This window comes from Pectobacterium quasiaquaticum (assembly GCF_014946775.2).
Lineage (GTDB): Bacteria > Pseudomonadota > Gammaproteobacteria > Enterobacterales > Enterobacteriaceae > Pectobacterium > Pectobacterium aquaticum.
In genome coordinates, this window is the sequence record NZ_CP065177.1 from 1,664,699 (window position 1) to 1,680,987 (window position 16,289).

The following is a 16,289-nucleotide window of genomic DNA, read 5'->3' on the forward strand; positions in this document are numbered from 1 at the left end:
TGGGCAAGTCTGTTGCGTCTGGTTAAACCAGTTGGTTTAACGGAAAAACCAAGGGAAACGTCTACGCTCCTGCGGTGAAATCTGTCCAATTCGTTCACGAATGGCGGACAGCAGGTTTGGTTGCTGTTCATCGTCATAGGCGAGATTGGTCAATAATGATACTGCTTCTGGCGCAGTTTCTACTGGGAACAAATGGAATTTCCCTTCGCGTACTGCCTCAACGACATCTTCTTGTAGACAGAGATGCCGTAGATTAGCGGCAGGTAAAATCACACCCTGCGTTCCCGTCAATCCACGACGCTGGCAAACCTCAAAGAAGCCTTCGATTTTCTCATTCACGCCGCCAATGGGTTGCACGCGGCCAAATTGATCGACAGAACCGGTCACGGCGAACTGCTGATTGATCGGTCGCAAGGAGAGGGCGCTAATCAACGCACATAGTTCTGCCAGTGAGGCACTGTCACCGTCAACTTCGCTGTACGATTGTTCGAAGACCATGGACGCAGAGAAGGGAAGCTGTTGTTCAAGTTCCAGTTCTGTAATCAGGAACGCCTGCATGATCATCATACCCTTGGCGTGCAAATTGCCAGCCAGTTCGGCTTTGCGCTCAACGTCCGTGAATTCACCGTCGCCAGCGTGAACTACGCAGCTGATACGCGTCGGCTCGCCAAAGGCAACGGGGTAGCCTGGGAATTCCAATACGGAAAGTCCATTAATCTGGCCAACGACTTCACCTTCCGTTTCGATCAGGATCTGGCCTAATTCTATTTCATCCTGCATGCGTTCACGGAGGTAGCCTTCACGCCATTGGCGTGCAGCAACGGCGTCAACCAGCGCCTGCTCCGTGATCTGGCCATCTCTCGCGTACAGAGACGCATATTTTAACTGGCCGATTAGCCAGCGCGGACATAATGGCAAATTGCCCTGATCGCCGCTGTAGCGTACTGCAATGTTGACCAATGCAGGCCAGGCATCTGCATCCAGCAGCGGCAGTTGATTTTCGCTACATAGTGCATTGATGTAGGAGCACCAGCGCGCCATGTCATCCGTTTCAATCAACTGCAATTGCGCTTCGAACTCGCCGTAAATTGCGTGCTCGCCTAACTCCGGCTCCATATCATGAATATCTGCCAGACTTTCACGGTCACCGAGAATAATCAAGCGAATATCAAGCGGCATCGGTGGCACATCAACAGGAAGTGGCTTGCGTTCGTCTGGTGACAGCCAACGATAGATGCCTTCAGTCGTAATCTGTTTCAGACGTAGCCACATCAAAGGCTGAGCCAGCAGCGCTCTGGCCGACAGGATCAACGTACCGCCATTAATCTGGTGAATCAGCCCTGGGTGCAGCGTGATTTCATCGTGAAAACTGCGTACGCAGCCAAAGAGCTGTTCAGGTTCAATCCATTCCTGATAACCACAGGATTGCTGTGCGGCAAAGTTATCCGCAGGCTGTGTGGCAGGTTCAATCCGGATATGACGACCCTCAATGATATATTTACTGCCATGTATCCCCCCGGAGTCTGGCCTGATGGCGCTCATCGCACGGGCGATCAATGCCATATATTCATCATTCTCTTGCGCTTTCAACAGCATAAAGCGCGAAGGAGATCGAGGGTGGCAAAAGAGCGTCAGGCTGTCTGCTAGACGCGACTGAATAGCGGAGAATTCAGCTGGAGCAAGCTGAGCTGCCTGAGCGAATAGCGTTTGATAAGGCGTATTATTAGGCAGTAAATGCTGCCATGAGAGTCGGTTACTGGTCAAAGTATCAATGTAATCGTCTGAAGGAAAAGCGTGATTATACAAGAATAATCTAGACTTCACATAAGGAGAGTCATCTCTCCGTCATCTTTCATGCGCTGAAATTCAGGCCGCGTTTGGCTAATCGTCTTAAACGCTGTCAGAACGCCGCCAGAAAGCGGTTAAAATCAGGGAAAACTGTTATGCTGAAAGTCACGTTACGCGGTCACTGAAGAATTTAATATGAAATATCAACAACTAGAAAATCTTGAGTGCGGATGGAAATGGAAATACCTAGTGAAGAAGCATCGAGAGGGAGAAGCGATTACGCGTTTTATCGAGCAAAGCGCTGCTGATGACGCCGTACAGGCATTGCTTAAAATGGAAAATCAGCCGGTGAAAGTGCTGGCGTGGATTGCGCAATATATGAATCCCACCTTAGAAAACCGGATGAAGCAGACGATCCGTGCACGGCGTAAACGTCATTTCAACGCAGAGCACCAGCATACACGCAAGAAATCGATCGATCTGGAATACCTTGTCTGGCAGCGCCTTGCGGCTCTCGCTCAGAGACGCGGAGTGACCTTATCAGAAACGATTGTGCAGTTAATCGAAGACGCTGAGCACAAAGAAAAATATGTCAGCCAGATGTCGTTGCTGAAACAGGATCTTAAAGCCATTCTGAATAAAGACGAGACATGATGGTTTTTTTTGTCATTTATCGTACAGACAAACACGCATAAAAAACCTCGCCTGAGCGAGGTTTTTTTTCGTTGTCAGCCTTAAACCACCACCAGAGGTGGTGGTTCAATAACTTAAGCCTGAGGCTGAGTTACAACGTCTTTGATGCCTTTAACTTCGATCTCTACGCGACGATCTGGTGCCAGGCAGTCGATCAGCGCAGCACGAGGTTTCACGTTGTCACAGGTAGAACCCGTAACTGGTTGAGATTTACCCAGACCACGAGCAGAGACTTTGTTCGCAGGAATACCTTTAGAAACCAGGTAATCAACTACGCTCTGTGCACGTTTTTCAGACAGACCTTTGTTGTATTGCTCTGAACCTAAACGGTCAGTGAAGCCCAGAACAACAACGGAACCGTCTTTCGGATCCAGAGAACTCAACTGGGTGTACAGTTGATCCAGTGATTGCTGGCCTTCTGCTTTCAGCGTTGCTTTGTTGAAGTTGAACAGGACGTCAGATTTAAGTGTGAAACGCTTGGTTTCAACAACTGGAGCTGGCGCTGGAGTTGGAGCTTGAGCCGGAGCAACAACAGGTGCTACGCGGTCATCCTGGCCGAAACGGTAAGACAGGCCAACGCTCATCAGCAGGTTGTCTGGACGGGCACCAACGGTACCAGCATCACCAATGTTGCTTACCCACTGGTAGTCAACACGGGCAGCCCAATTTTTGTCGAGAGCATATTCAACACCAACTGCAGCCAGCGGAGAAACGCCAGTGTCGTCGTTGTTGATGTCGCCACCACCAATAGCTGCATGGCTGTCAGCGCGCCATACCATACCGCCTAGACGAGTATAAACATCCAGATCAGGCATAACAGGGTAGCTCAGTTTAGCAGCCAGTTGGATGCCCTGTGCTTTGAAGCTCGCGCTGTCTGCTGGGTTAGAAGTGGAACCTGCATACTTCATGCGGCCTAGCCAGTCGTAGCCCAGTTCAAAGCCCAGATACGGGTTGGCTTGATAACCAACAAATGCACCCGCACCTAACTTGCTTTTGATCGGGTTGTTAACGATACCGTTGTAACCATTGCCGTAGAAACCCGTATCGTGGAATTGAGACACACCCAGTTTACCACCGGTGTACCAAGTATTGTCTTTAGGAGCTGCTTGCGCGACGGTCGCGAAGCTAGCCAGTGCCACTGCAACTGCTATAGCTGTTTTTTTCATTTTACGCCTCATTATCATCCAAATCGGCAATTAACCTGAAGGGCTAATAAACCTTTGGTTAAAATCCTTTGGTTGGAGACTTTGCCCTTATTTATGACTTACTGTCAGTTAACTGACGTTATAAAAGAGCAACTCCAGCGGGTTAAAGTCTACAACGTGATGAGAAAGTTACAAGTATGATGTGATTTGCGTCATAAGAAAACCGCACGATTCATACATACTTGCTAACAAATAGTCGATGCTTTTGACAGATCTCACGCCTTTGTACTGTATTAAATATAGCCAAAAAGCCCGCAGAATACCGCTCTGCGGCGTTCGACAAGGTATATAGCCGGAAGGGGCTGAGAAAATTCTTAATTTACTTAATGATACAATGTCGAATGAATTTTAAGGCTAGGAAACAGTCTATAGGCGTCACCGCCAGCACTTTCTGGTCGCATGATAAAGCCATACGTATTTCCTGCCTGTGCGGCATGACGTAATCGAACCTTCTCTTCTTCCGTCAATTCGTGCGGTAACCAGCATAAAACAGCGCTGTAATTCCCTGTCAGCAAGGCCTTTTCCATGGCATCAACCGCAAACTGCGGATTGATGTGGTGGAGCTGTACCATTTTATCCAGCGGTAGCCCAGATTGCTGTACCCAAGGGCGGCTCAATTTTTGCTGAGGTGAAAGCCATAGCAACCAACGAGACTGCGTGCCTAGCTGCTGTAAGAGCGGTAATAAGAGGTGTGTGACTATGGGCTGATCGGCGTTGTACACGATTTCGCTGATAATTCCACCTACGGCAACCGAGGGCTCCGCAGTGTGTTGATTTGCAGAAAACGATGACGACTCGATGTTGTGAGAGCCGATTGATTGCGTACGCATAATGAGTTCTACCCATAGTGTTACTGTATGAACATACAGTATCTGCTGTGTGCGTGAAAATCAACCTGATTTTTTGAAAGCGCTTCGCATATTCCTTATGCAAGAGACAGTAAACACATTTACTGTTTGAAGCTATATCGGAGCTGTGGTTAATTATTTGTTCCTGCTACAGATATTTTTAATCGTTCAGGAAGAGATCATTTCAATACTAAGGATTATGGCAATGAAGCAATTATGCAAAAAAAGGATTTTGCAATCTCAACAGTCTTTTTCATCTCTGGGGGACATCACGTCGCGTTCCCAATTTGGTGGCTACAGCATCGCAGCAAATAAAACGATTTTTGGACTGGTGTCTGAAGGAGAACTTTATCTTCGCGCCAGCAAGAAAGATGAAAAATATTTTCAACAGCGTGATATGCCTAATCTGATTTATACCAAGCGTGGCATGCCTGTTCCTTTGAATTACTTCCTTGTCGATGAAGCATTATGGCAAGAATCTGAGCAGCTACTGTATTTCGCCCGTTTGGCGCTGGGAGGTGCGCAGTATGATAGAGCAGTCAGAAGTACCAACGGTCGGTTAAAGGATCTTCCGAATCTTAACCATGATATCGAACGGCTGCTGTGGAAAGCGGGGATCAAGAATGTTGATGAGTTACAGCATTACGGTGCAAAAAACAGCTACCTCAAGTTGCGGAAGGTTCGCGCTAATCTGAGTGTCAATGTGCTATTGGCGCTTGCTGGTGCAATTTGTGGTACGCATCAAGCGGCACTCCCTCGCGGTATCCGCAACGAACTGTTGGAATGGTATAAAAATAATGCGGTATCCAAAGGGCCAAAGCACTAAGAAACGCACCTATTTTCACTGTGTCATCATGTCATTTTTTAGCTGTACGAGTTCAGGTAAGAGGCCGATCAGCAGGCCGATTTGCTGAATAATTAATGATTCTTTGCTGTCTGACTCGGGTGAAAGGGATTGAAGGCTGGCGGTAATGGTTTTCAATCCCTGATTGATACGCAAACTTTCCTCTTCGTCACAGTGTAGCGCATCATCAACATGGCAAACGGCATCATCCAGCAATTGCAGCGTTTCCGTTGAGGTAATTTTCCCTCGATGTGCGCCGAGCGTCGAAATATAGCTTAGCAACGTATGATTCAGGCACATGAAGCGGAATGCGCTGTCCAGCTTACCTCTGGTCGCATGAGGTTCTGAAGACATATTCGACACGACGGACGCCAGTTCTGCATCGCAGTTATGCGCATCGCGGCGGGCAATGCGATAAGGCAGGCTATTATCTTTCCCCTGATAATATTGAACCATGATCGCATCAAGATAACGGCAGTTGGCGTCCAATGTTTTATTGATGATGGTTGGCAGACCGCGGAAATTCCAGTCTGGCCAAATAAAGCTCACCGCCGCCCATGCGATGGCACACCCGAGTAGCGTATCAATAATGCGTGGCACCGCAACGTCAAAGCCTTCACCCAACAGGTTGAAACAAAGCAGGACAAGCAGCGTAATAAACATGGTTGCGTGGGCGTACTGCACGTTGCGAAAGGCGAAAAATAGTACGCCGCTAATAACGATCAACGTGAGCTGTCCTTCCAACGAAGGAACGAAGTACAGGATGGGCAGGCCGATCAAAATGCCAGTCAATGTCCCGATAATTCTCAACGTCAGCCGCCGCCGAGTGGCGTTATAGTTGGGCTGACAAACAAACAGGCTGGTGAGCAGAATCCAATAACCGTGTTGCAAGCCCGTGACCTGAATCAACGCGTATCCGCTACAGAGCAGCACGGACATACGGATGGCATGACGAAACAGTGCTGACTGCGGCGTCAGGTGGCGGCTAATACGTAAGTGGATGTCACTCCAGCCCGTGATTTTGTCGTCTGCCAGCGTGTTTTCTGGGTTGTTCTCTTGCTCAATGGCCTGTTCGGATTCGATAGTCGCCAACTGGGCATCAATGGCGCGTAAGTTATTTAAGAGATAGGTGAGCGCCTTAATTTGTGAGGCGTCCGCCATGTTGTTGGCCGCGATACGCGCAATAGCAGATTCGAGATGCACGAAAGCCCGTTCAATGCGGCTGTCATGCTGATATTTTTGGTGCAGCAGAATGGATTGCGACAACTGCTGACAGGCTTTGGCCTGCATACTCAGCAGGCGCTGAAAGCGAAATAGGACGTCGCTATAACGCAGTTTCTCACGCAATTGCGGATAGTAAACATGCGATGAACTGGCTCGTTCGTGAATATCCTGCGCGACGAAATAGTAGTGCAGTGTTTGACGCGTTCCACGCTGGCCGCGATCGCCCCGCAGGCGCGTTAACAGCGATGACTTGGTCTGATTGAGTGTCGTAACCAGTTGGCTGTTTGCCATCGCGACGTCAATCAAAGGCTTATCGGTTTCTTCTTCAATATCAGGATCGAAGAGGTTGGCTTTGGCATCCAGATAGTGGGCCAACTGCTGATAACACTGCGCGAGGTTGTCCTGTAACGGGCGGATGGGGAAGAGCAGATGGCCGAATAGCGTCAGCAGATTGTACCAGGAGGCCCCGATCAACAGCATGATGGGCTGCTGATACCAGTTGTCGTAAAGGGATATGCCCAGCATGGTGTAAATCGCGATCAGCAGTGCACCAAACGCGATGGTTGCATAGCGTTGCCCTAATGCGCCGAGCAGAATAAAACCGCACGTCGATACCGCCAGACCGATGCCAAACAGCCAAGGGTGTGGGAAAAGCAACTCGATTGAAACGGAAGCGACAAAAAAACAGGCTAGCGTAATGAACAAATTACGTAGACGCCCAGTGAGGCGATCGTCAAGGTCGGTGAGGGCGGCCGCGACGACGCCAAGCGTGACGGGGATTGTCGATGTTGGCTGACCCAGCCACCAGGGAACTGCTGCCGCACCACTCAGTGCAATGAGGATGCGAATGGTATACAGCCAACTGCTGTTATATACATAGCGGCGAATTCCCTGGGCGAAGGTGAACAACGTAATATCCTTAGATGCCGTTAGCGAAAGTGGCGGCGGGCATTATTTTCCCTTGCTGCCTGCGCCAGCTCGACGGAAACCACGCGACGCCCTACAGGCCACAGCGCGATGGCGGCAATTTTAAAATTGGCGATGCCAACAGGAATGCCAATGATCGTAATGCACTGTGCGATGCCGGTAATAATGTGCGACAGGCAAAGCCACCAGCCAAAGAAAATGAACCAGAAGATATTCAGCAGCGATCCGCCAGCGCTGAGAATTGTACTCTTTTCATCTGGGCGTAGCTCATCAACATGGATAGCCTCATTACCATAAGGTAAGAGCGACAACTTGGTTATTTCCCAGCATGAGCGTGTCAGCGGTAAGGTAAAAATCAGCAGCACACTGACGACTGTCGCCAGAAGCCAGGCTAACGTGGTGAAAAAACCACCTAATACGAAATTAAGGATGTTCAACACAGTACGCATAGTTTCTCCTGCACTTGTAAGGTCACCAGATAACGTCCCAAACTCGCTGATGGTAAAAGAATTATCACATTAAGCATCAGGATATCCTAACCTGTTTTTAAGGCTAGAGCGTGAAGTCCGATAACGGATAAACTAAGAATCAGATAAACGACAAAAAATGGATGAATATCCTCTCACATAGTCATGGCGCGAACATCATGGAACTGAAATCTACTTCGTTAGGTAAACATCTGGCCCAGCATCCTTACAACCGGGTGCGGTTACTGAATGCCGGTGTCGAAGTGAGTGGCGATAAACATCAATACCTGATCCCCTTTAATCAGTTGCTGAGTATTCACTGTAAAAGAGGGCTGGTGTGGGGAGAGCTGGAATTTGAATTGCCAGCCGGAAAAGTGGTGCGTCTGCACGGAACAGAGTGGCAGGAAACGCAGGCTTTTTACCGCCATCTTCTTAAATCCTGGCTCGACTGGAGCGAGGAGATGAGCCTGATTAGCGCTGAAGTTTTACAGCGCCAAACGGACAGCATTCAAACGCTGACGCAGCAGGATAAATGGTTTAGCCGTCAGACTCTGGCAACGTTGCAGAATGCCATTCGCGATTCGCTGGGAGCTTTGCCTCTTCCTGTGTCTCGTCTTGAAGCCTTTGATAACTGCCGTGATCACTACCAGCATTGCTTGCGCTGGCTTGAGCAGGGCGAGGAGACGCGCACTGCGGTGAATCAGGCATGGATGGATCGCACGCTGGCGGCAGAGCAGCCTTTCTTTGAAACGGTGGAGAACTCGCCATTAAATGTGTCGCAGAGTAAAGCGGTGATCAATGGCGAAGAAGGCGTACTGGTACTGGCGGGTGCAGGCAGCGGAAAAACCTCCGTGCTGGTGGCCAGAGCGGCGTGGTTAATTCACCGACAGGAGGCTGCGCCCGATCAGATTTTACTGCTGGCATTTGGTCGTAAAGCGGCAGAAGAGATGAACGAGCGCATCCGAGAGCGGCTCAACACGGATGAGATTCAGGCTAAGACGTTCCATGCGTTGGCATTGCACATTATTCAGCAGGCTAGCCGCAAGGCCCCGATGATAAGCCAACTGGAAAGTGATGCGAAACAGCGTCGCGAACTGCTGGTTTCTCACTGGCAACAGCAGTGTGCAGAGAAAAAAACGCACGCTAACGGGTGGCGACGCTGGTTAACGGAAGAGCTGGAATGGGATGTACCAGAAGGCGATTTCTGGAACGACCCGAAGCTGGCAGGGCGATTGGCCGGGCGACTTGAGCGCTGGTTAGGATTGATGCGTATGCACGGCGGCAGCCAGAGTGAAATGATTGAGCAGGCACCAGAATCCATTCGGGCAGAGTTTCAGCAACGCATTCGCCTGATGGCACCGCTGTTGAAAGCCTGGAAAAAAGCGCTTAAGGACGAGAACGCCGTCGACTTCTCTGGCCTTATCCATCAGGCCGTGAACTTGCTGGATAAAGGGCGCTTTGTCAGCCCTTGGAAGCACATTCTGGTGGACGAATTTCAGGATATTTCGCCACAGCGTGCGAGCTTACTTGCAGCACTGCGTCGACAAAATAGCCGTACTTGTCTTTTTGCCGTCGGGGATGACTGGCAGGCAATTTACCGTTTTAGCGGTGCTGAGCTGGCGTTGACGACGGCATTTGAACAGTATTTCGGCGTAGGTGAACAGTGCGCGCTGGATACCACCTATCGCTTTAATGAACGTATTGGTGAAATTGCGAATACGTTCATACAGCAAAATCCGTATCAGTTGAAGAAACCGCTTAATAGCCTGAGTAAAGGGGATAAAAAAGCGGTGACGATTCTACCTCAGGATCAGCTTGAGCCACTTCTGGATAAACTGAGCGGCTTTGTGAAAGCTGATGAGCGCATTCTTGTGCTGGCGCGTTATCACTATTTACGCCCAGCGATTTTGGAGAAGGCGGCAACCAAATGGCCGAATTTGCACATTGATTTCATGACGGTGCATGCCAGTAAAGGGCAGCAGGCGGCATATGTCATTATCGTAGGCATGCATGAAGGGAAGGACGGCTTCCCAGCGCCGACAAGAGAGTCAGTGATTGAGGCGGTGCTGTTACCTGAACCTGATGATTTCCCCGATGCGGAAGAACGTCGCTTACTATATGTGGCATTGACGAGAGCGAAACATCGCGTCTGGTTGCTACAGGATATAGCGAATCCATCGGTGTTTATTGAACATCTTCATCGTTTAGGTGTACCAATGGCGCGTAAGCCAGGATAACGAAAAGAGAGAAATATAACAGAAGAGACCAGCGTCGGTGTGTCACACGCCGCTGGTCCAGTATGATGTAGGGATATTATTTCAGACGATCTTGCAGGTAGCGCTGATAATCAGGAATGGCGATTGGAACCTGCTCGTTAAATAGCGCTGAATTAATCAGGAAATCCGCCGTTGCCCTGTTGGTAGCAACAGGAATGTTCCAAACCGTAGCCAGTCTCAGCAGCGCCTTCACATCGGGATCGTGTGGTACGGCATTCAGTGGATCCCAAAAGAAGATCATTAAATCGATTTTCCCTTCAGAAATGAGTGCGCCAACCTGCTGGTCACCCCCCATCGGTCCACTTAGCATGCTTTTTACGGGCAAGCCCGTGTTCAACTGAATCAGGTTGCCAGTGGTTCCAGTAGCGTAAAGCGTGTGCTCTGTGAGCTGTTGTTTATTCGTACCAACCCAATCCAGCAAAGATTGTTTACAGTGGTCGTGTGCGACCAGCGCGATATGTTTTTGCGCGGGGATGGTACGGGTGGTGAACTCCATGGTTACGTCCTTCAATCTGGTGTAATAAAGCTGACGCTAGGGTACAGACAGATTACGGAAACGTAGTTTCAGTGCAAAGCGATAAAAGCAGGAAAAGGCGAACGGGTATCAAAAATCAGATGTGACTGCGCGTAAAATCACCAGCTTACGGATTCATTCAGTGCGGTAGCAAAGCCCGCAACTGAAGCCCCGTTCGCCGCCGCGTTGTACTCGGACATTTTTCGCTCTATATCGAGTTGATCATTGTCTGCGAGCACAATCGCATCGGTACGCACGGAAATTGCCTGATTTTTTTCATCAAGCAACTGATACTGAGGTTGGGCAGTGAAGTTCTTGCGATCTTGCAGGGTTTGCAACGGTGGTAGCTTAAATGACACGGATGTCATTTTTTCTGTATTAAAGGCCGCAATAAATGTTGAGGGAAAATAGGTCGCTGGCGCTCCTGTTTGGGTGTCGACAGTATCGACCACCTTGAACAGAATCTGGTGTTGCCCACGGCTCAGTTCGAGACTATCGGCACCTTTCAGCAACGAGCCTGACATCCTCTGCCCATCAACCATAAGGAGATCGATTTTCCGATCTAATTTCAACGTTGTTGCCGCCATTGCAGAAGCACTTAAACCTGCAATAAAAAGGCAGACAGTGATGAAGCCGAATTTCATAATTTTCCCAGATGGCACGTAATCTGAGTATTGTTGAGGAATTGTCTGAATGTGTCAAAGGTTTCAATTTGAAACAGGGTGTTATGGCATTTTTCGCGCTATAAGGCACAGATGGCGGCGGTTTTAAGCCATTTCCTGCTATTCGTAAAATGTACGATACACTGTAATAAATCACGTAAGAGAGGTTGAATAGCATGAATGACAGAGATATTGAGTCTGTACTGAAAACGGTAAAAACCATTGCGGTAGTGGGAGCCAGTGATAATCCGTCCCGCCCGAGTTATGGTGTGATGGCGTATTTGCTTAAACAGGGCTACGAGGTTATCCCCATTAGTCCCAAACTATCTGGCCAGACACTTTTAGGTCAAAAAGCGTATGCCAGCTTAGCGGATATTCCTAAACCAGTTGATATGGTCGATGTCTTTCGCCAGCCGGAAGCGGCCTATGAGATAGCTAAAGAGGCCATCGCCATCGGTGCTACCGTTTTGTGGCTACAGATTGGTGTCATTAATGAGCAAGCGGCAATTTTGGCTCACGATGCCGGGCTGAAAGTCGTAATGGATCGCTGTCCGAAAATTGAAATCCCGCGGCTGGGGTTGGAAAAATAAGTTGCAGATAGTAGGCGATGCTGAATACCACAACATCGCCAATACTTGTCTTTGGTCGTCAGTATTTGCAAATTAATGGCGCAACTGTGGCGCACGGCGTCGAATGACCTCGGCTAATTCGTTTAGCGAAGGGTGCCCATGCTCAGAAAGCTCTTCTTTCATCAACTGCGCTTCTGCTAGATAAGTATGAATCGGTTGGCCTTCGTCATCTTCCATCACAACGTGATACCACGGCTCGGCGCGCGGCGTGTCATTGCCGCTAATTTCTTCCCAGGTGGGTGTGTCTAATGAATATTCGGGGTCGATATCAATCACAACCCCTGGAAATCCCAGCTGTCTATGACGAATCTGTTGTCCAATACCAAATTTACAGATGATCATATAATCCCCCCTTGGAAATAGATTATATTTTCTACTTATTGCGGATGGCGTGAAGGAAAAATGACCGCATCCGATAACGCCTTTTAGCGAACAGCGTTTTTCAAGTCATGTGCTTGTTGATGAGTCGCTGGCTAAACACATTATTAACAGTATGGTGTAAATTTTTAGAAGATACAGGTCTGCTAATGAAATGTTGTGTGGTTGCAGGGTAGGAAAAGGGGGAAAAGATGGCAAAGATAGCGACGGTCGCCTATGTCTATGGTGTGGTTCAGGGCGTCGGGTTTCGTTACAGCACGCAGCATCAGGCTAGGCAGCTTGGGCTCAATGGGTATGCACGCAATTGTGATGATGGCAGCGTGGAGGTGGTAGCAAGCGGTGAAGCTCATGCGGTAGACGCGTTGATTGAGTGGCTGAAGCAAGGGGGCCCACGAAGCGCCAGAGTGGATAAGGTGCTTATTGAGCCACATGGCAAGACGGACTATGAAGGATTTACGATCCGCTATTGAACTTGGGTGACGCTAGATGCATTTCACCGGTTTGGGTAAGCCGGCGATTTTAGTTGCCTGCTTGGCTGGCCCTTTTGGGAACAGCTTGTACAGGTAGCGACTATTTCCTTTCTCCTGACCATACTTTTTCTCCATCGCCTTAACCAACATGCGTATCGCGGGTGACGTATTGAACTCCTGATAAAAATTCCGCACAAACCGGACGACTTCCCAATGCGGTTCAGTCAATATGATGCCTTCATATTCCGCTAACACGGGAGCCAATGCTTCGCTCCATGCGGTGCTATCCATCAGGTAACCCTGCGCGTCAGTTGCGATTGTTCGCCCTTCAAACTCCAACATCTTCTCTCCGACTGCGATATCTCAGCCCGCAGTTTACCAAATTTTTCTGTTTGCGCCGGAATAAAAAAGGTTCATCTGGGGCTTTCTCGGTCTGGTGATGAACGAGACTTAGTCGTTACGCATGATGCCCAGAATGCTCAACAGGCTAACGAAGATATTGTATATCGCGACATACAGGCTAACCGTTGCCCGTATGTAGTTAGTTTCGCCACCGTGGATGATGTTGCTGGTTTCCCACAGGATGGCACCCGCAGAGAACAGAATAAACAAGGCGCTGATTGCCAGATGCAGGGCTGGAATCTGCAAGAACAGATTGGCGATGACGGCAACAAGCAGAACAACAAATCCTGCCATCATCATGCCAGACAGGAAGGACATATCCTTACGTGTCGTTAAGACATAGGCCGAACAACAGAAGAACACCACCGCCGTGCCGCCCAGAGCCAGCATGACAATGTCGCCTGCGCCGGAGGAAATCAGTGAACTTAACATCGGGCCCAGCGTATAACCCATGAATCCGGTCAGAGCGAAAGCTGCGAGAATACCCGCAGGGCTGTTAGCCAACTTGTGCGTCAGAAACATCAGACCATAAAACCCAACCAGCATCAGAATTAAGCCAGGGGCTGGCAGGTTAAGTAAGGTACTTGCCGTTGCGGTAACGGCGGAAAAACCCAGTGTCAGCGACAGTAGGAAATAAGTATTACGCAGCACTTTGTGAGTGCTGAGTAGCGAGCTTTCACGGGTAGAGGAAACAACAATACGATCCATAGTCAGCGACTCTCTCTTTAGAGTGGTATTATCCAATGCTAAAGAATAAATAGTTGCGCGACGTTATTAAAGACGGTTTACCCTTCTTTACGCTGAAAGTTTTTATCTTTCGGACCAGTGCTCATATTTTGCCCTGCATGTCGTGTGATGTTGGAGATAAATTGCACTATGTTATTTGTTGTGTGGCGGTTTTGCGTCCAGTTGCGTTGCGTTAGACTGTTTTTCAAGCAATTGAGCGCTGTGATGCTTTACAAGATCTCCTGCACTGTTTATAGTGCGCGTCATTGCGGAGGAGTGGCCGAGTGGTTGAAGGCACCGGTCTTGAAAACCGGCGACGCGAAAGTGTTCTAGAGTTCGAATCTCTACTCCTCCGCCAACAAACTAATAAAATCAATGACTAAAGTATAGTTTTTGATTTTGCACTACATGAAATACAGCAAAAAAGCTTCCTTAAACGGGAGCTTTTTTGTTTCTAGCTACCTGTTTTTCCTTTTGTTACCCCCCAATATTACCCACCCACCCACCCACCCACCCACACTCATCGATATCAGCTTCGCGCCGGCCAATGGCACGGTCTCCAGTGATACTGAACGGTGCGGGGAATTGGTCGTTTTCCCATTGGTTTTACCTATCGGAGCGCCTGCACCGGTACGTTTCCCGCCCTAGTCGGACGATCTTGATTGTTGGTTATGTTTTTGGTCGTCTGTCATGGCTGTGTAGCGGTTAGTCGGGATGTACGTTTGTTAAAGGTTATCCACCATCTTTAGGGTAAACGTCTGTGCGTATGAAAGACGCGCAGAATCTGGAGCATATTATCTTTCACACGGTAGGGGATGATGTAGGGATAGTGCGTTAACACCAGCTCACGCGTTCCTGGCACACGGCCTGGCCTTCCCATGGCTGGCTGTTGCGGTAGTAATTCCGTTAATCTTTGGACTTCATCTACGAAATGGCTGGCAGCCTGTGGATCGTCTTGCGCGATATAGAGGTATTCTGCTTCCAAATTGGCCGCGGCTTTACGCAGCCATTTAATTTCCATGTCTTGCCGTACCTAATTTCCTAAACAGGTTATTCATTTCATCGGATGAGACAACATCACTCGCATCGGCTTCTTTAATGGCCTGCTCAATCTCTGCTATCTGCCAGGCTTCCCGTGCAAGATAATCTTCAATGGCTTGTCCGGCCAGAAAAGAGCGGGTACGTCCTGTGGCTTTAGCCAGCGCATCAAGTTGCGCGGTTGTTTCATCATTTAAGCGAACGGACATGACGCCCATACAGTTGCCTCACTACATTGTGTGTTTTGTATACATTGTAATGATGTGAGAAGAGAGAGGCAAGTGGTTACTTAATGGTCGGTGGGATGTCGTTCTCTGGGCTGGTGTGAGTTAATCGCTGATCGTCTGTTAAGAGCGAACTATAGTCATTCGCACCCTGAGAATTACACTTTGAAGTGGTTCAGGGCATGCGCTTACTGGTTACGAATATCGAGCGAGAATCATGCGATGATCGCCGCTTTTCTTTCGAGCCAGCAGGTGCTCCACGTTCGCTAACGAATACTCAGGGCATGCAGACTAACTGCTCGGTGGATGTCAAAGGTGTTGAAGAGTTTCACGGATTAGTACAGGACGTATGTGATCATCAAGGGGCTTTGGTCTGCCCTGCTGGTTTTACCAAAGCTGCTTTACGGCGTGCTCAGAAATTACAGATTGCGCTTTACCGCTTTACTTATCAGCGCTTTTGCCGCTTCACGCCGTTGTCGGGCTTCTGCCAAAGAAACCGCAGGGAATGAACCAAAACTGATTAATGCACGTTTCTTTGTATCGGGGCGGTAATAGTTAAATCGCCAGATTTTAGAACTACTAGGTTTCACCAGCAGATACAACCCATCTCCGTCCTGTAGCGTGTATTCCTTCTCGGCAGGTTTGGCGGCTTTGATCTCGGTATTGGTCAGTGGTGTAGTCATGCGAGCCATCGTAGTTATACGCTTTTGTAGTTATATGGGGCGGTATAACTAAGCGTATGCCCAAACTTTCCGGCTGTAAACGGGGTATCCCGATAGATAACAGGCAACAAAAAACCCGCAAACTCAGTGAGGATGCGGGTTTCTGTGGGGTTTCCGGTAGTAAACGAAACTAACCGAATATGTATTTGGTCGGCACGAGAGGATTTGAACCTCCGACCCCCGACACCCCATGACGGTGCGCTACCAGGCTGCGCTACGTGCCGATGCTATGGGCATTTATACTACTGTTTC

General features: G+C 49.0%; 17 protein-coding genes, 2 tRNA genes and 1 pseudogene. 6 read left to right on the forward strand and 14 right to left on the reverse strand.

The window, feature by feature from the left end; translation table 11 throughout:
* Nucleotides 1-36 precede the first annotated feature (36 nt).
* The gene (locus IG609_RS07705; protein ID WP_193397614.1) at nt 37-1,806 is read right to left on the reverse strand and encodes an AAA family ATPase; all 1,770 of its coding nucleotides are present in this window, start codon (nt 1,804-1,806) and stop codon (nt 37-39) included.
* A 177-nt stretch (nt 1,807-1,983) separates the two neighbouring features.
* On the opposite strand from IG609_RS07705, the gene matP reads away from it, so the two are divergent.
* On the forward strand, nt 1,984-2,442 hold the full coding sequence (gene matP / locus IG609_RS07710; RefSeq protein WP_193397615.1) for a macrodomain Ter protein MatP: 459 nt from the start codon (nt 1,984-1,986) through the stop codon (nt 2,440-2,442).
* Between the two features lie 113 nt (nt 2,443-2,555).
* Here matP and ompA read toward each other — a convergent pair whose 3' ends face one another.
* Both ompA and sulA read right to left on the reverse strand, forming a co-directional pair.
* Complete coding sequence (gene ompA, locus IG609_RS07715) at nt 2,556-3,647, reverse strand: porin OmpA (protein WP_193397616.1); 1,092 nt, start codon at nt 3,645-3,647, stop codon at nt 2,556-2,558.
* Nucleotides 3,648-4,009: 362 nt separating this feature from the next.
* Nucleotides 4,010-4,516 (reverse strand): SOS-induced cell division inhibitor SulA, encoded by a 507-nt coding sequence (sulA, locus tag IG609_RS07720; protein WP_193397617.1) that lies wholly within the window; start codon nt 4,514-4,516, stop codon nt 4,010-4,012.
* A 223-nt stretch (nt 4,517-4,739) separates the two neighbouring features.
* On the opposite strand from sulA, the gene IG609_RS07725 reads away from it, so the two are divergent.
* Nucleotides 4,740-5,360, forward strand: coding sequence for a TfoX/Sxy family DNA transformation protein (locus tag IG609_RS07725; protein WP_193397618.1), 621 nt, complete (start codon nt 4,740-4,742; stop codon nt 5,358-5,360).
* A 15-nt stretch (nt 5,361-5,375) separates the two neighbouring features.
* Here the strand turns inward: IG609_RS07725 and yccS are convergent, their stop codons facing one another.
* Nucleotides 5,376-7,511 (reverse strand): YccS family putative transporter, encoded by a 2,136-nt coding sequence (gene yccS, locus IG609_RS07730; protein ID WP_193397619.1) that lies wholly within the window; start codon nt 7,509-7,511, stop codon nt 5,376-5,378.
* Nucleotides 7,512-7,531: 20 nt separating this feature from the next.
* A complete protein-coding gene (locus tag IG609_RS07735; RefSeq protein WP_102118474.1) occupies nt 7,532-7,978 on the reverse strand; it encodes a YccF domain-containing protein in 447 nt (148 codons plus the stop codon).
* A gap of 197 nt (nt 7,979-8,175) precedes the next feature.
* Here IG609_RS07735 and helD point away from each other — a divergent pair, with 197 nt between their 5' ends.
* Nucleotides 8,176-10,233, forward strand: coding sequence for a DNA helicase IV (gene helD / locus IG609_RS07740; RefSeq protein ID WP_193397620.1), 2,058 nt, complete (start codon nt 8,176-8,178; stop codon nt 10,231-10,233).
* A gap of 76 nt (nt 10,234-10,309) precedes the next feature.
* On the opposite strand, the gene IG609_RS07745 is transcribed toward helD, so the two are convergent.
* Both IG609_RS07745 and IG609_RS07750 read right to left on the reverse strand, forming a co-directional pair.
* The gene (locus IG609_RS07745; RefSeq protein ID WP_193397621.1) at nt 10,310-10,768 is read right to left on the reverse strand and encodes a methylglyoxal synthase; all 459 of its coding nucleotides are present in this window, start codon (nt 10,766-10,768) and stop codon (nt 10,310-10,312) included.
* A gap of 137 nt (nt 10,769-10,905) precedes the next feature.
* Nucleotides 10,906-11,430, reverse strand: coding sequence for a DUF2057 family protein (locus IG609_RS07750; RefSeq protein WP_193397622.1), 525 nt, complete (start codon nt 11,428-11,430; stop codon nt 10,906-10,908).
* Nucleotides 11,431-11,624: 194 nt separating this feature from the next.
* Between IG609_RS07750 and IG609_RS07755 the strand changes: the two genes are divergently transcribed.
* A complete protein-coding gene (locus tag IG609_RS07755; RefSeq protein ID WP_193397623.1) occupies nt 11,625-12,038 on the forward strand; it encodes a CoA-binding protein in 414 nt (137 codons plus the stop codon).
* A 72-nt stretch (nt 12,039-12,110) separates the two neighbouring features.
* Here IG609_RS07755 and hspQ read toward each other — a convergent pair whose 3' ends face one another.
* Nucleotides 12,111-12,419 (reverse strand): heat shock protein HspQ, encoded by a 309-nt coding sequence (gene hspQ / locus IG609_RS07760; RefSeq protein ID WP_102118479.1) that lies wholly within the window; start codon nt 12,417-12,419, stop codon nt 12,111-12,113.
* 227 nt (nt 12,420-12,646) lie between these two features.
* Here hspQ and yccX point away from each other — a divergent pair, with 227 nt between their 5' ends.
* On the forward strand, nt 12,647-12,925 hold the full coding sequence (gene yccX, locus IG609_RS07765) for an acylphosphatase (protein WP_193397624.1): 279 nt from the start codon (nt 12,647-12,649) through the stop codon (nt 12,923-12,925).
* Nucleotides 12,926-12,937: 12 nt separating this feature from the next.
* Here the strand turns inward: yccX and tusE are convergent, their stop codons facing one another.
* The gene (gene tusE, locus IG609_RS07770; protein ID WP_193397625.1) at nt 12,938-13,267 is read right to left on the reverse strand and encodes a sulfurtransferase TusE; all 330 of its coding nucleotides are present in this window, start codon (nt 13,265-13,267) and stop codon (nt 12,938-12,940) included.
* A 108-nt stretch (nt 13,268-13,375) separates the two neighbouring features.
* Nucleotides 13,376-14,035: an FtsH protease modulator YccA gene (gene yccA / locus IG609_RS07775; protein WP_193397626.1), complete on the reverse strand. Its 660-nt coding sequence runs from the start codon at nt 14,033-14,035 to the stop codon at nt 13,376-13,378.
* A gap of 288 nt (nt 14,036-14,323) precedes the next feature.
* Here yccA and IG609_RS07780 point away from each other — a divergent pair.
* A tRNA-Ser gene (locus tag IG609_RS07780) sits at nt 14,324-14,411 on the forward strand.
* A gap of 387 nt (nt 14,412-14,798) precedes the next feature.
* Here the strand turns inward: IG609_RS07780 and IG609_RS07785 are convergent.
* The 4 genes and pseudogenes from IG609_RS07785 to IG609_RS07800 all read right to left on the reverse strand — a co-directional run bounded on the left by IG609_RS07785 (nt 14,799) and on the right by IG609_RS07800 (nt 16,261).
* A complete protein-coding gene (locus tag IG609_RS07785; protein WP_193397627.1) occupies nt 14,799-15,074 on the reverse strand; it encodes a type II toxin-antitoxin system RelE/ParE family toxin in 276 nt (91 codons plus the stop codon).
* Nucleotides 15,064-15,309: a type II toxin-antitoxin system RelB family antitoxin gene (gene relB / locus IG609_RS07790; RefSeq protein WP_193397628.1), complete on the reverse strand. Its 246-nt coding sequence runs from the start codon at nt 15,307-15,309 to the stop codon at nt 15,064-15,066. Before relB ends, IG609_RS07785 begins: the two co-directional genes overlap by 11 nt.
* Before the next feature lie 446 nt (nt 15,310-15,755).
* Nucleotides 15,756-16,007, reverse strand: a pseudogene (locus IG609_RS07795) (integrase arm-type DNA-binding domain-containing protein); the annotation flags it as partial.
* A gap of 177 nt (nt 16,008-16,184) precedes the next feature.
* Nucleotides 16,185-16,261 (reverse strand) — tRNA-Pro (locus IG609_RS07800).
* Nucleotides 16,262-16,289 lie beyond the last annotated feature (28 nt).

Coding starts and splice junctions, on each gene's coding strand:
- yccX (WP_193397624.1), top strand. CDS start 12,647: ATGGCAAAGATAGCGACGGTCGCCTATGTCTATGGTGTGGTTCAGGGC.
- IG609_RS07745 (WP_193397621.1), bottom strand. CDS start 10,768: ATGGAGTTCACCACCCGTACCATCCCCGCGCAAAAACATATCGCGCTG.
- IG609_RS07750 (WP_193397622.1), bottom strand. CDS start 11,430: ATGAAATTCGGCTTCATCACTGTCTGCCTTTTTATTGCAGGTTTAAGT.
- ompA (WP_193397616.1), bottom strand. CDS start 3,647: ATGAAAAAAACAGCTATAGCAGTTGCAGTGGCACTGGCTAGCTTCGCG.
- helD (WP_193397620.1), top strand. CDS start 8,176: ATGGAACTGAAATCTACTTCGTTAGGTAAACATCTGGCCCAGCATCCT.
- matP (WP_193397615.1), top strand. CDS start 1,984: ATGAAATATCAACAACTAGAAAATCTTGAGTGCGGATGGAAATGGAAA.
- relB (WP_193397628.1), bottom strand. CDS start 15,309: ATGGGCGTCATGTCCGTTCGCTTAAATGATGAAACAACCGCGCAACTT.
- sulA (WP_193397617.1), bottom strand. CDS start 4,516: ATGCGTACGCAATCAATCGGCTCTCACAACATCGAGTCGTCATCGTTT.
- IG609_RS07725 (WP_193397618.1), top strand. CDS start 4,740: ATGAAGCAATTATGCAAAAAAAGGATTTTGCAATCTCAACAGTCTTTT.
- yccA (WP_193397626.1), bottom strand. CDS start 14,035: ATGGATCGTATTGTTGTTTCCTCTACCCGTGAAAGCTCGCTACTCAGC.
- IG609_RS07785 (WP_193397627.1), bottom strand. CDS start 15,074: ATGGAAATTAAATGGCTGCGTAAAGCCGCGGCCAATTTGGAAGCAGAA.
- hspQ (WP_102118479.1), bottom strand. CDS start 12,419: ATGATCATCTGTAAATTTGGTATTGGACAACAGATTCGTCATAGACAG.
- IG609_RS07755 (WP_193397623.1), top strand. CDS start 11,625: ATGAATGACAGAGATATTGAGTCTGTACTGAAAACGGTAAAAACCATT.
- IG609_RS07735 (WP_102118474.1), bottom strand. CDS start 7,978: ATGCGTACTGTGTTGAACATCCTTAATTTCGTATTAGGTGGTTTTTTC.
- tusE (WP_193397625.1), bottom strand. CDS start 13,267: ATGTTGGAGTTTGAAGGGCGAACAATCGCAACTGACGCGCAGGGTTAC.